The organism is Pseudomonas sp. fls2-241-R2A-110 (genome assembly GCF_030209165.1).
GTDB lineage: Bacteria > Pseudomonadota > Gammaproteobacteria > Pseudomonadales > Pseudomonadaceae > Aquipseudomonas.
Map to the genome: position 1 here is coordinate 16,515 of NZ_JARVSN010000048.1, position 13,340 is coordinate 29,854.

Below are 13,340 nucleotides of genomic sequence, written 5' to 3' on the forward strand. Positions count from 1 at the left end.
GTCCGGGCCATGAAAACGTCCCTCGTCCTCGGCCTGCTCCTCCTTGGCGGCATCAGCCTTGCCGCCCATGCGTTGCCGCTGAGCCCCAGCGAAAGCGCCGGTAAACGGCTGTACCGCGAAGGGGTGTCGGCGAGCGGCGAGCCGATCATGGCCAGGGTCGGTGCGGCGGATATGCTGCTGCCCGCCACCAGCCTGCCGTGCGCCAATTGTCATGGCGCCGACGGTCAGGGGCGGCCCGAGGGCGGGGTCCGGCCACCGGACATCAGTTGGTCGCGTCTTTCCAGCAGTTACGGTCAGCAGCAGGTCAATGGCCGCGATTACCCGGCCTACACCGAGGGTACATTGGCCCGTGCCATCCAGGAGGGGCGTGACTCGGCCAACAATCGACTGGACCCGGCCATGCCGCGGTTCGTGCTGTCGATGAATGATCAGCGCAACCTCATGGCTTACCTCAAGCGTGTGGCCGATGACCGCGATCCCGGCCTGAGCGCCGACAGCTTGCACCTGGGTACCTTGTTGCCGCGCCAGGGGCCGTTGAGTGAAGAGGGCGCCACGGTGGCGGCGGTGCTCAGGGGCTGCGTGGCACGGATCAATGAGGCGGGGGGCATTCATGGCCGGCAATTGCGCCTGACCATCCTCGACCCCGGGCCCGATCGTGCCAGTGCCGAGCAGGCGCTGGAGCGCTTGATCGGGCAGGAACAGGTGTTCGCCCTGATTGCGCCGTTGGCACCGGCACTCGACACGGAACTGGTCGAGCGTCTGGAACGCGCCGGTGTTCCGCTGATCGGGCCGCTCTCGCTCCAGGGCACGCCCCAGGCCAGTCGGCAGATTTTCGAACCGCTGCCGGGCTTGCGCGAGCAACTGTTCGCCCTGGCCGACTACGCCACCAGCAGTTTGCGCGTGCTGCAGGGGCCGACGCTGATCACCTACCCGGACGAGCCGAGCCAACGCCTGGCGGCGCAGACCCTCGGCCAATACCTGCAAGACCACGGCTGGCAGCAAGTACGGCTGCAACCCTACAACTCCGCGCAGGACGAACTGCCGTTGGGCTCGCGCTCGGTGTTCTACCTGGGCAGCAGCGGCGGTTTCAGCCAACTGGCCGAGCGCTTGCAGACGGCGGGTCAGGTGCCGTACCTGTTCGCGGCGTCGAATCAGGTCGCCGGCGATCTGTTTCAGGTGCCCCGTGATTTTTCCCGACGGGTGTTTCTGGCATATCCGTTCGTGCCCAGTGACTGGACGCTGGCCGGACGCCTGGCGTTGACGCAGTTGCGCGAACACCAGGGGCTCGGCGGTGAGCACGCGGTGCTGCAAGTCGGCGCCTACAGTTCGATGCTGCTGTTGAGTGAAGGCATGAAGCAGGCCGGGCGCGACGCCAGCCGCGAGAAGCTGATCAATGCCCTGGAAGGCTTGCACGATTTCGACACCGGGCTGACCCCGCTGATCAGCTTCGGACCGGGGCGCCGACTGGGCTTGAACGGTGCCCATATCGTCACCGTCGATTTGCCCGACCAGCGCTTTTATCTGGTGGCCCCTTACAAACCCATTGCCGCGACACCCTGATCGGAGGCCTGACAATGAAACTCAAGACTCTGTTGATCCTGCTCACAATGTGGGCCCCCGTGGCGTTGTGCAATAACGGTCCGGCTGCCGCGCGGGTCAATGGCGAGGAAATTTCCGAGTTCCGCCTGGAGCGCTATTTCGCCGAATTCCTGGAGGACCAGGGGCGGGCAGTGGCCAGCATTCGCAGTCCCAAGGCATACAAGCAATTGCGCCAGAAAGCCCTGGATGCCCTGATCGACAAGGAGTTGCTGTGGCAGGAAGCGCTCAAGCGCGGAGTGGTGATCAGTGACGAGGTGGTGAAAAACCAGATCGACCAGACCCGCCAGGCCATCGGCGGTGCCGAGGTGTTTACCCGCCGTCTAGCCGATGCCGGTTTTGACGAGGCCGGTTTTACCGAGTACACCCGTCGCGAGCTGGCCGCGCAGCAAGTGTTTGCCGATCTGGTCCGGGTGGCGGAGCCGGATGAGCAGCAGGTGCGCGCTTTCTTTGAGGAACATCGCGCTGAAATGAGCCGCCCGGAACAGATGCAGGCGCGGCACATTTTGATCAAGGTGCCTCAGGGGGCCGATGCCGCCACAGTTGAAGCCGCCCGGCTACGCTTAGAGGAGATGCGTGTGAAAGTCACTCAGGGCGAGGACTTCGCCAGTGTGGCCCGGACCGGCTCCGAAGACGCGACGGCTACCGTCGGCGGGGATCTGGGCTATTTTCCTCGAGGGCGCATGATGCCGGCGTTTGACGCCGCAGCGTTTGCCCTGGCCCCCGGCGAGGTCAGCGCACCGGTGCGTACGCCGTTGGGCTGGCATTTGATTTACCTACAGAACCACCAGGAGGCGGCCGATGTCTCAGAAGTTCAGGGGCTTGAAATGGTTCGGGCTTACCTTGCCCGACAGCAAAGCGCTCAGGCTCGTCTCCAGGTGTTGGCAACGCTTCGATCGAGCAATCGCATCGAGCGGATTGACGATGATTGAAGGTTTCCCCCCAAATGTGGGGAAAGCTTCAGGGGCAATTCCGAGTGCTTCCCCGCCTTTGGGGGATGGAGTTCCTGAGAGAAAAGTTTTTCCCATTAAAATCAATAAGTTGTATCGGTCGAAAACCGGCGCTCAGCCTGGCATGAAGTGTGCGTTAGCCTAATCAAGGCGCGTACTCCCAGGCACGAATATCGGACCTGCGGTTTCAAGGAGTCCACCTTGTTAAACAAAGTACTGGTTGTTGAAGACGAACAGCTCCTTGCACAAAACCTCCAGGATTACCTGCAGGCGCAAGCGTTGAACGTCCGGATAGCGCACAGCGGTTACGAAGCGATCGGCGAAGCCGAACGTTTTGAACCCGATGTGATGGTGTTCGATTACCGCTTGCCCGATATGGAAGGCTTTCAGGTACTCGATGCCGTCCGCCAGAACAGGAAGTGCCATTTTGTGCTGATTACCGGGCACCCAACCGCTGAAGTCTGTGAGCGGGCCCGGGAACTGGGAGTCAGCCATATCCTGTTCAAACCGTTTCCGATGGCGGAATTGGCCCGAGCAGTCTGTGACCTTTTAGGGATGCAGCGCGAACGCCGGGCAGGCGCAAGCCAATCCGAAGGATTCGTCGAACGACGCCAGAGCAGGACCGAGATTTTCCCGCTGCAGTTGTACGACGGCAGTTGGGTGCTGGCGGATCGTCGACGAAGCTCATCGACCTCCATGGCACCAGACGACGAACAATTGCTCACCGGGGAGTAGTGGCGCGACAAGCGGTTCCGGCCTCCACCGAAATTGCTCGCCGCGTCGACAGGGCTCAAAGCCCCCGGCGTTGGAGAGCAAGCCATGGACCGTCTATCCCTTGCCGTAGAACCGGCGCTGTTGGAATGTGTACCGTCCCGTTTTACCAGTGAACAACTGGCCCAGGCCCGGGCCAGGGCAACCAGTTCTGGGGAACGGGTGCTGGAAGCCCTCGGGGTGCTGTGCGAACTGGCCCCCATGCCCTTCATCCAGTGCTTGGGCGCAACCCTGCATTATCCGGTGCTCGACACCGACACGCTGTTCAAGGCCACCCCGGTGTTCGACCGGGTCACCCTGGCCCAATGCCTCAAGCGCGAATTTATCCTGCTGCGTCACGACGATGCCGTCATCGGCGTATTTGCCGACCCCTTCGATACCACACGTCTGGCCTGGATCGATGACTGCCTGCACGGTGCGCCGCTGTACCTGGTGCATGCCGACGACCTCAAAGCCTATCTGGCTCGCCATGAAGAGAGCTTCCACGCAGTGGAATCGCTCAACGCCCAGGCCGACGCCAGCATCGAAACCGATACCCTGCAAAGCCTGTCCCTGACCAGCATCAGCGAAGACGCCAGCGTCGTCGTCAAACTGGTCAACTCGACCCTGTACGACGCGCTGAAAATGCACGCCAGCGATATCCACCTGGGCACCACCGGCAGCGGCCTGGTGATCAAGTACCGGATCGATGGCGTGCTTAACAATATCAGCAAGATCCAGGGCAGCGAGTTCGCCGAGCAGGTGATTTCCCGGGTCAAGGTCATGGCCGAACTCGACATCGGCGAAAAACGCGTGCCTCAGGACGGTCGCTTCAAGATCGGCATCAGCGGTCGGCAGATCGACTTTCGGGTGTCGATCATGCCGAGCATTTTTGGCGAAGACGCAGTGTTGCGGGTCCTCGACAAACAGGACCTGGCAGACAAGGTCAGTGGCGTGCAATTGCAGGCCTTGGGCTTTGAAGAAGAAACCCTGCGTGCGCTGCGCCGGCTCGCGGCCGAACCCTACGGCATGGTGCTGGTGACCGGCCCGACCGGCAGCGGCAAGACCACCACGCTGTACGCGATGATCACCGAGATCAACCACGGTGTGGACAAGATCATCACCATCGAAGACCCGGTGGAATACCAACTGCCGGGCGTCCTGCAAATTCCGGTCAATGAAAAGAAAGGCCTGACGTTCGCTCGAGGCCTGCGCTCGATCCTGCGCCATGACCCGGACAAGATCATGGTCGGTGAAATCCGTGACCCCGATACGGCGCAGATCGCCGTGCAGTCGGCACTGACCGGGCACCTGGTGTTCACCACCATTCACGCCAACAACGTGTTCGATGTGATTGGCCGGTTCACCCAGATGGAAATCGACCCCTATAGCCTCGTCTCGGCCCTCAACGCCGTGCTGGCCCAACGGCTGATCCGGCTGGTCTGCAGCAGTTGCAGCGCGCCGAGCAATCCGAGCGATGAAGAGCTGCGCCAATCCGGCCTCGACCCGCAAAACGTCGACCATTTTCACTTCGTCCATGGCAAAGGCTGCGGTCATTGCCGTGGCACCGGCTATCGCGGACGTACCGCGATTGCCGAGCTGCTGCACCTGGACGATGAGCTGCGGCAGATGATCGTCGAGCGCCAACCCATTTCGAAAATCAAGGCACACGCGTGCAAACGTGGCTTGCGCCTGCTGCGCGAGTCGGCGCTGGAACTGGTTGCAGAGGGGCGGACCACGCTCGAGGAGATCAATCGTGTCACTTTTGTCTCGTGATCGTTATGTCGCCGTGCTCGGCGCCAGTGGTGTCGGCCTCGGTCAGCGCAAGGGCAGTGAAACCCTGTGGCTGGGCAGCGTCGGCTTTATCGACGAAGGCTTCCATGCCTGGACCGTCGCCCTCGAAACCCTCGACCGCTTGCTGGGCGAACACGCCCCCGCCGGTGCCGAATTGAGCGTGGTGATCTCCGGTCACTTCAGCCGCTTCTGCCTGGTGCCCTGGAGCGAACAGATCAGCAGCCCCGACGAACTGCTCGGTTTTGCCCAGCTGTGTTTCGAAGACCTCTACGGCGCACCGACGCAACCCTGGAGCATGGTGCTGTCGGCTGAGCCTGCGGGTTACGACCGGATCGCCACCGCGTTGCCCGAAGACTTGCTGGCACGCCTGCGCAGCCTGGTCAGCGGGCGTGGCCTGCGTCTGCGGTCGGTGCAACCGTACCTGATGGCGGCGTTCAATCACTTCGATAAAAGCCTCGATGCCGGTGACTTCCTGTTCGTGGTGGCTGAGCCGGTGCGCAGTGTTTTGCTGCTGGCGAGGGAAGGGCGCTGGACCTCGGTGCGCTCGGTCGGCAGCAACGACAGCGATGCCGCGCTGAGCGCATTGATCGGTCGTGAAAGCCAGTTGCAAGCGTCCACCAGCGAGCGGCCGCTGAACATCTACCTGCACGCGCCAGCTCGCATTGACGTGCAGCCTGACGTACCCGGTGTGCACCTGCGCACCCTCGAAGAGGACCGGACTGGCGTACGCGATAGTTTGTACGTCATGTCCCGGGCGGTGGCCTGACATGCGCGCCCTGACGCTCGACTTCCAGCCGCGCCGCCGCTCGGGCCCATTGGGCTGGAGCCTGCTGGCCGGCGGCGTGGTGTTGGTGATGACCTGCTTCATCGCGCAACAGCATGTCACCGAACAGGCCTCGCAACAGCAGGGCCATTTGCAACACGCCCAACGCGTCCTCACCGGCGACACCGGAGCCACTTCCACCCTGACCCCGGCTGAAACCCGTGAGCAGGCGCAGAACCTGGCGGAGATGCGCAAAGTTTCGCAGCAACTGCGCCGGCCTTGGGAACGCCTGTTCGCCATGCTTGAAGCCATGCCACGCGACAACATTGCCTTGCTGAGCCTGACCCCGGATGCCCGCAAAGGTCAGGTGCGCATCAGCGCCGAAGCGCGCGACCTGGAAGCGATGCTCGACTTCCACCGTCGCCTGGAAGCCAGCGATGAGCTGTCGGATGTGTCGCTGCTCAGCCATGAAATTGTCGTGAAGTCCCCTGAACAACCGGTGTTGTTCAACCTGTCGGCTAACTGGGAGATCGGCGATGCGAATCTCTAGATTGATCGTCCACGAATACCTGCAAGGCCTGGGTGTGCCCGGCGTGGCCGGGTTGGCGATGCTGTTGCTGGCACTGGTCTGGGCCTTGGGTGGCCTGATGCCTGACTGGAGTTCGTTGCAAACCCTCACCCAGCAGACCCGCGAAGCCGGTGAGTACCTGGCCAAGGTCGAGGACGGCAGCGTCGCCGCCCCGGTGGTGCCGCAACGTCAGCTCGATGACTTCCGCAGCAAGTTGCCGTCGCAGCCACAAGCCACCGTGGCCATCGACAAGATCTACGCGCTGGCGGCTCAGGAGCACATCACCCTGGCCCGGGGTGAATATTCGCTGGGCGTCGATCCCAAGACGCACCTGGCGCGTTATCAGATTCTGCTGCCGGTGCGTGGCAGCTACCCGCAACTGCGGCGCTTCCTGCATGCCTTGCTCGGCCAGTTGCCGGCCGTGGTGGTGGAGGACGTGGAGTTCCAGCGTAAAAAAATCGCCGACACCGACCTGACCGGGCGGATCCGCATGACCCTTTACCTGTCGAGGTCATGATGAATACCAAACGCATAGTGGGTTGGGTGGCGTTCTTCGGCGTATCGGCGGCGCTGACCTGGGGGCCTGATTACTTCATGCCCTCAGAGCAAGGCGATGCGGCGGTCGCGACCACCGTAACGCCGGCTAAAAGCAAAACCCGTGGCACGTTGCCGGGCACCACGGCCAGTGACAAACCGACCGTGATCAACGACCTGAGCCCGTCCGGCGACCTGTTCGCCGCCCGCAGTTGGAAAGCGGCACCGACACTGGCCAGCGTCAACGAACAACTTGTTAACCAGACCCCGGTGGTGCAAGTCCCCAGTGCGCCGCCGATGCCTTTCCAGTTCATCGGCAAGCTTGATGATCGTGCCGACCTGCAAGTGTTCTTGCAGAACGGCGAAAAAATATACGTCGTACGCAAAGGGGATGTGATCGACGACACCTGGCGGATCGAGGGGATTTCCGATGTGGAACTCCGCTTTGTCTACCTGCCTCTGCATTTGGCCCAGATCTTGTCTGTGGGGAGCACGCAATGAACAGATCCCGTTTGCTGATAAACCTTTGCCTATGTGCGGGGCTGGCAGCATGCAGCTCGGCGCAGGTCGCCAAGAAGGAAGGGACCGATTTGATGGAGTCGGGTCAGTACGAAGCCGGCCTGGCGCGTATCCAGGAAGGGCTCAAGGAAAACCCTCGCGACACCGAGCTGCACCTGGCCCTGACCAGCGGCCGTGCCCGCGCGGTGACGGCGTTGTTGACCCAGGCCGAAATGGACCGCTCCCAGCGTGATTTCGCCTCTGCCCGCCTGACCTATGGCCGGGTCTTGACCCTGGAGCCGAACAACCGCCGGGCCCAGGATGGCCTGCGTCAGCTGGAGCACATGCGCAGCCTGGACGACAAACTCGAACTGGCCCGCGGCGACCTGCGTCGCGGCGACATCTACGGTGCCGACCGCCAGGTCAAACAGATCCTCGAACTGGACCCCACGAATGAAGGCGCCCTGGAGTTGCAAGGCAATATCCACCTGGTGCAAAGCCGCAATGTGATTCCGTATCCACAACTGCGCACTCGCCTGGACCGGCCGGTGACCCTGGAGTTTCGCGACGCCAACCTCAAAACCATCTTCGAAGTGCTGTCCCAGGTCGCCGGTTTGAATTTCATCTTCGACAAGGACCTGCGCCCCGACATGAAAGCCACCATCTTCGTGCGTGACGTGCGCATCGAAGACGCCGTGGAGCTGCTGCTGCAACAGAACCAGCTGCATCAGAAAGTGGTGAATGAAAACACCTTGCTGATCTACCCCGACTCGCCGCAAAAGCTCAAGGACTATCAAGAGCTGGTGATGCGCACGTTCTACCTGACCAGCATCGACGCCAACACCGCGTTGAACATGATCAAGACCATGCTCAAGACCCGCGATGTATTCGTCGATGAACGCCTCAACACACTGACCATGCGCGACACCGAAGACGCGGTGCGCATGGCCGAAAAACTCCTGCAATCACAGGACCAGTCCAACCCCGAAGTGGTACTGGAAGTGGAGGTGATGGAAGTCGCCACGCAACGGATTCTCGACCTCGGTTTGCAATGGCCAAGCACCTTCGGCGTGGTCAACAGCGACGGCTCGGCCGTGACGCTGCTCGATCAACTCAAAGGCATCAACTCCAGCCGGATCACTATTTCGCCGTCGCCCCAGGCCAAGATCAACGCTCAGGACAACGACATCAACACCCTGGCCAGCCCGGTCATTCGCGTCAGCAACCGCGAGCAGGCGCGCATCCACATCGGTCAGCGTGTGCCGATCATCAGCGCCACCTCGGTGCCTTCGACCCAGGGCCCGGTCATCACCGAAAGCGTTACCTACCTGGACGTCGGTCTGAAACTGGAAGTGCAGCCGACTGTGCACCTGAACAACGAAGTGGCGATCAAGATCGCCCTCGAAGTCAGTAACGCCACGCCGCTGGAACCGACCCGCCAGGGCACGATTCCGGTTCAGGTCGACACCCGAAACGCCCAGACCACGCTGCGCCTGCATGACGGTGAAACCCAGATCCTGGCCGGCCTGATGCGCAACGACCACGGCGCCACGGGCAACAAGATCCCCGGCCTTGGCGACATCCCTGGCCTGGGCCGTCTGTTCGGCAGCAACAAGGACACCGTCGGCAAGTCCGAACTGGTGCTGTCGATCACGCCGCGCGTGGTGCGCAACCTGCCGTACCAGAGCCCGTCGGACATGGAGTTCACCACCGGCACTGAAACCAGCATGCACATCCAGGCGCCGGACCGCCGGATGGAAACACCGATCCAGAATGAACACATCGATCGGCCGGTGGCTTCGGCCACTACTACTGTCGTCGTTGAGAAACGCTGATCATGAACGCCTCGCAACGTGGTTTTACCCTGATTGAAGTCGTGGTGACGCTGGCCCTGATCGGCCTGCTGGCCGGTATGGCCGCGCCGCTGACCGAGACCGTGGTACGCCGGGGCAAAGAGCAGGAATTGCGCACGGCGCTGTACCAGATCCGCGACGCCATCGATGCCTACAAACGCGCCTACGACGCTGGCTACATCGAGAAGTCGCTGGAAAGCAGCGGCTATCCGCCGAACCTGAAAGTGCTGGTCGAAGGTGTGCGTGATGTGCGCAGCGCCAAGGGCGCCAAGTTCTACTTTCTACGGCGCTTGCCGCATGACCCGCTGACACCGGTCAAGCGTGACGACGACGGTGGCTGGGGCTTGCGCTCCTACGACAGCACGGCTCAAAACCCGCGTGATGGGGAAGATGTCTTCGACGTTTACTCCCATGCGCGCGGTAAGGGTCTCAACGGCATCGCCTACCGGGAGTGGTGAATCATGCGTCGGCAAAAGGGTTTTACCCTGCTGGAACTGATGGTGGTCATGGCAATCATCGCAACCTTGATGACCATTGCCCTGCCGCGCTATTTCAACAGCCTCGAGGCCTCCAAGGAAACCACGCTGCGCCAGAGCCTGTCTGCCATGCGCGAAGCCCTGGATCACTACTACGGCGACACCGGGCGCTACCCCGATTCCCTGGAACAACTGGTGGAGCAGCGTTACCTGCGCAACCCGCCGATGGACCCGATTGCCGAACGCAAGGACACCTGGGTGCTGGTTGCGCCACCTGACGGCGTGGCGGGCGGGGTGGCCGATATCAAAAGCGGTGCCACAGGGAGGGCGCGCGATGGCAGCCTTTACTCCGAGTGGTAAGCCTTCTGACGAGGCCGGGTTCACCTACCTGGGCGTGCTGTTTCTGATCATGTTGATGGGCATGGGCCTGGCCAGTGCCGGTGAGTTGTGGGCGACCGCCGCGCGCCGGGATCGCGAACGTCAGTTGCTGTGGGTCGGCACTCAATATGCCCAGGCGTTGCGCAGTTACTACCGCAGTTCGCCGGGGCTGGCGCAGTACCCCAAAAAACTGGAAGACCTGTTGGAGGACGAGCGTTTTCCGACCCCCAAACACCATCTTCGCCAGCTCTACCCGGACCCGATCGGCGCCGGGGAATGGGTCCTGATGCGCGGCTTCGACGGACGCATCACCGGCCTCAACAGCCCGTCCACGGACTTGCCGCTCAAGCAGACGGATTTCCCCAGCCAGTGGTCGGACTTCACCGGCATGGCGAGCTACACGGACTGGCAATTTGTCGCCGAGAAAGCCTTCCTCGACGGCGCCTCCGGCCCGGCGAAAAGCCAGTCCACCTTGCCTCAGGCGCTGTCGCCATGAACCGGCAATGGCTGGCGGCCCTGGTCCTGGCGTGGGTGGCGACGCTCGCCAGCGCCGCTGAGGAGGACGAGATGCTGGGTTTTATCATCGATGACACGATCTCGCACATCGGCCACGACTTTTATTACTCGTTCAGTGAACGCTTGCGCGCTACCAGCCCGATGGATTTCAACCTGGTGGTGCGCGAACGGCCTTCGGCGCGCTGGGGCAGCCTGGTGACCGTGGAATATCAGCAGCGACTGGTTTATCGGCGCTTCCTGCCGCCGAACACCGTGGAACTCAAGGATGAGGCTTATGACGCCGCTGACTGGGTTCGCGGGCAGATTGTGCAGCGCAAGCTGGAAACCTTGTTGCAGGACACGACGGACCTTGAGAGGGACGAATTATGAAAATGAAAACGTTCTTGCAGTGCACCTCAGGCTTACTGCTCGGGCTCGGAACTCATGCTCTGGTCCAGGCCACGGAGCTGGTCTACACGCCCATCAACCCCTCGTTCGGCGGCAACCCGTTGAACGGCACCTGGCTGCTCAACAACGCTCAGGCGCAAAACGATTTTGACGATCCAGATCTGAAGAAGCGCACAACGGTGCCCGGGACTTCGGCACTGGAACGCTTCACCAGTCAGTTGCAATCGCGGTTGCTGGGGCAACTGCTGGACAACATCTCCACGGGCAACACCGGGAGCCTGTCCACCGACGCTTTTATTGTCAACGTCGTCGACGACTCAGGAGCGCTGACCATTGAAGTCACGGACCGAGCGAGCGGTGAGGTTTCGGAAATTCGGGTGAATGGCCTGGCCCCTTGATGGGGATTTGGGTCGATGGGGAGTTAAGGACATGAAAAAAATAATAGCGCTAGGGCTGATGTTGGCGGCATTACAAGGGTGCAGTTTGCGTGACACGATGCCAGCGGAGCAGGACACCGAATCTCCGACCCTGACACCTCGGGCGTCGACTTATTACGATTTGCTCAACATGCCGCGTCCCAAGGGCCGGTTGATGGCGGTCGTGTATGGCTTCCGGGACCAGACCGGGCAATACAAACCGACCCCGGCCAGTTCGTTTTCGACCAGCGTGACTCAGGGGGCGGCGAGCATGTTGATGGATGCATTGCAGGCCAGTGGCTGGTTTGTGGTGCTGGAGCGGGAGGGGCTGCAGAACCTGTTGACCGAGCGCAAGATTATTCGTGCTTCGCAGAAGAAGCCTAATACGCCGGTGAATATCCAGGGCGAGCTGCCGCCGTTGCAGGCGGCGAATCTGATGCTGGAGGGCGGGATCATTGCGTATGACACTAATGTGCGCAGTGGCGGGGAAGGGGCGCGGTATTTGGGGATTGATCTTTCTCGGGAGTATCGGGTGGATCAGGTGTCGGTGAATCTTCGTGCGGTGGATGTGCGCAGTGGGCAGGTGTTGGCGAATGTGATGACGAGCAAGACGATTTATTCGGTGGGTCGTAGTGCTGGGGTGTTCAAGTTTATCGAGTTCAAGAAGTTGCTTGAGGCAGAGGTGGGGTATACGACGAACGAGCCGGCGCAGTTGTGTGTGTTGTCGGCGATCGAGGCGGCGGTGGGGCATCTTTTGGCTCAGGGGATTGAGCGGCATTTGTGGCAGGTGGCGGGGGATAATTCTTTGCCTGATAACAATGCGACGCTGGATCGGTATTTGACTCAGAACAAGGTGGTGCCTGAGGGGGAGAATGAGTGAGCCGTGGCGGCCTTCGGGCCGACCATGCTCTTCCCGTCCAACTGTGGGAGTGAGCCTGCTCGCGGTGGCGGCCTGATAGCCGACCATGTTGTTCTTGGTGTACATATCCGTTGCTGCGGTAACGGCGGCTGGCGGTTTCGCCCTTACGGCGACTCCCTTTGGCAAACGCCCCAAAGGAAGCAAAGGTCTTTGCCCCGGCGTCCGGCCCCTCGCTGGGGCTCGGTGTTCCTTCGTTCCGGCATTCATCTGGGGGCATCGCCTCCGGTCTGCTTCGCGACGACCTCCTCTCGATGTGTTCGACTTCGTCGAACGGCGCTACGCGCCTGCCCCCCAGATGAACGCCTCCACTCAGCCTGCCGAAGGGGCGGGTAGATCAAAAGCTGCAGGCGAGCTAACGCTCGGCCTGTTGAGTGGTGAGGAGCGGGCGGTACGCCTCGATTTTTTTATGACGTGATCGTTCCCACGCTCTGCGTGGGAATGCCGCCAGGGACGCTCCGCGTTCCGCTCTTGAAGGTGACGCAGAGCGTCACGGGATGCATTACCACGCGGAGCGTGGGAACGATCAATCAAGAGCTGCAGGCGAGCTACCGCTCGGCCTGTTGAGTGGTGAAGGGCGGGCGGCCTTTCGACGATGGCGGCCTGACAGCCGACCAATCTCTCTCAGATGCACCCAATCCAACTGTGGGAGCTGGCTTGCCAGCGATGGCGGCCTGCCAGCCAACCAATCTCTCCCAGATGCACCCAATCCCCTGTGGGAGCGAGCTTGCCAGCGATGGCGGCCTGCCAGCCAACCAATCTCTCCCAGATGCACCCAATCCAACTATGGGAGCTGGCCTGCCAGCGATGGCGGCCTGACAGCCAACCAATCTCTCCCAGATGCACCCAATCCAACTGTGGGAGCTGGCCTGCCAGCGATGGCGGCCTGACAGCCGACCAATCTCTCCCAGATGCACCCAATCCCCTGTGGGAGCGAGCTTGCTC

General features: G+C 61.7%; 15 protein-coding genes. All 15 read left to right on the top strand.

Annotated elements, in window-relative coordinates; translation table 11 throughout:
* The first annotated feature begins 9 nt into the window (after positions 1-9).
* The 15 genes from QRN31_RS30840 (at position 10) to QRN31_RS30910 (ending at position 12,359) form a co-directional block, all read left to right on the top strand.
* A complete protein-coding gene (locus QRN31_RS30840; RefSeq protein WP_285436660.1) occupies positions 10-1,560 on the top strand; it encodes a cytochrome c/ABC transporter substrate-binding protein in 1,551 nt (516 codons plus the stop codon).
* A 14-nt stretch (positions 1,561-1,574) separates the two neighbouring features.
* The gene (locus QRN31_RS30845) at positions 1,575-2,528 is read left to right on the top strand and encodes a peptidylprolyl isomerase (RefSeq protein ID WP_285436662.1); all 954 of its coding nucleotides are present in this window, start codon (positions 1,575-1,577) and stop codon (positions 2,526-2,528) included.
* 219 nt (positions 2,529-2,747) lie between these two features.
* Complete coding sequence (locus QRN31_RS30850) at positions 2,748-3,281, top strand: response regulator (protein WP_285436664.1); 534 nt, start codon at positions 2,748-2,750, stop codon at positions 3,279-3,281.
* A gap of 84 nt (positions 3,282-3,365) precedes the next feature.
* On the top strand, positions 3,366-5,072 hold the full coding sequence (locus QRN31_RS30855) for a GspE/PulE family protein (RefSeq protein WP_285436666.1): 1,707 nt from the start codon (positions 3,366-3,368) through the stop codon (positions 5,070-5,072).
* Complete coding sequence (locus QRN31_RS30860; protein ID WP_285436668.1) at positions 5,053-5,856, top strand: hypothetical protein; 804 nt, start codon at positions 5,053-5,055, stop codon at positions 5,854-5,856. The genes QRN31_RS30855 and QRN31_RS30860 overlap by 20 nt, the downstream gene beginning before the upstream one ends.
* A 1-nt stretch (position 5,857) precedes the next feature.
* The gene (locus tag QRN31_RS30865) at positions 5,858-6,403 is read left to right on the top strand and encodes a PilN domain-containing protein (RefSeq protein ID WP_285436670.1); all 546 of its coding nucleotides are present in this window, start codon (positions 5,858-5,860) and stop codon (positions 6,401-6,403) included.
* Positions 6,390-6,938, top strand: a complete 549-nt coding sequence (locus QRN31_RS30870) for a GspMb/PilO family protein (protein ID WP_090182685.1) — start codon at positions 6,390-6,392, stop codon at positions 6,936-6,938. Before QRN31_RS30865 ends, QRN31_RS30870 begins: the two co-directional genes overlap by 14 nt.
* Positions 6,938-7,456, top strand: coding sequence for a hypothetical protein (locus QRN31_RS30875; RefSeq protein ID WP_285436672.1), 519 nt, complete (start codon positions 6,938-6,940; stop codon positions 7,454-7,456). Before QRN31_RS30870 ends, QRN31_RS30875 begins: the two co-directional genes overlap by 1 nt.
* A complete protein-coding gene (locus QRN31_RS30880) occupies positions 7,453-9,288 on the top strand; it encodes a secretin GspD/PilQ domain-containing protein (RefSeq protein ID WP_285436673.1) in 1,836 nt (611 codons plus the stop codon). The genes QRN31_RS30875 and QRN31_RS30880 overlap by 4 nt, the downstream gene beginning before the upstream one ends.
* A 2-nt stretch (positions 9,289-9,290) precedes the next feature.
* Positions 9,291-9,764, top strand: coding sequence for a type II secretion system protein (locus QRN31_RS30885; protein WP_285436674.1), 474 nt, complete (start codon positions 9,291-9,293; stop codon positions 9,762-9,764).
* A 3-nt stretch (positions 9,765-9,767) separates the two neighbouring features.
* On the top strand, positions 9,768-10,142 hold the full coding sequence (locus tag QRN31_RS30890; RefSeq protein WP_285436675.1) for a type II secretion system protein: 375 nt from the start codon (positions 9,768-9,770) through the stop codon (positions 10,140-10,142).
* Entirely contained in the window at positions 10,117-10,656 is a 540-nt protein-coding gene (locus QRN31_RS30895; RefSeq protein ID WP_285436677.1) for a type II secretion system protein, read from the top strand. The genes QRN31_RS30890 and QRN31_RS30895 overlap by 26 nt, the downstream gene beginning before the upstream one ends.
* Positions 10,653-11,045, top strand: a complete 393-nt coding sequence (gene csgE, locus QRN31_RS30900) for a curli production assembly/transport protein CsgE (RefSeq protein WP_285436679.1) — start codon at positions 10,653-10,655, stop codon at positions 11,043-11,045. Before QRN31_RS30895 ends, csgE begins: the two co-directional genes overlap by 4 nt.
* Positions 11,042-11,461 carry a curli assembly protein CsgF gene (locus QRN31_RS30905; RefSeq protein ID WP_285436680.1) on the top strand — a complete coding sequence of 140 codons (420 nt, stop codon included), beginning with the start codon at positions 11,042-11,044 and terminating at the stop codon, positions 11,459-11,461. The genes csgE and QRN31_RS30905 overlap by 4 nt, the downstream gene beginning before the upstream one ends.
* A 31-nt stretch (positions 11,462-11,492) precedes the next feature.
* Positions 11,493-12,359 (top strand): CsgG/HfaB family protein, encoded by an 867-nt coding sequence (locus QRN31_RS30910; protein ID WP_285436704.1) that lies wholly within the window; start codon positions 11,493-11,495, stop codon positions 12,357-12,359.
* Positions 12,360-13,340 lie beyond the last annotated feature (981 nt).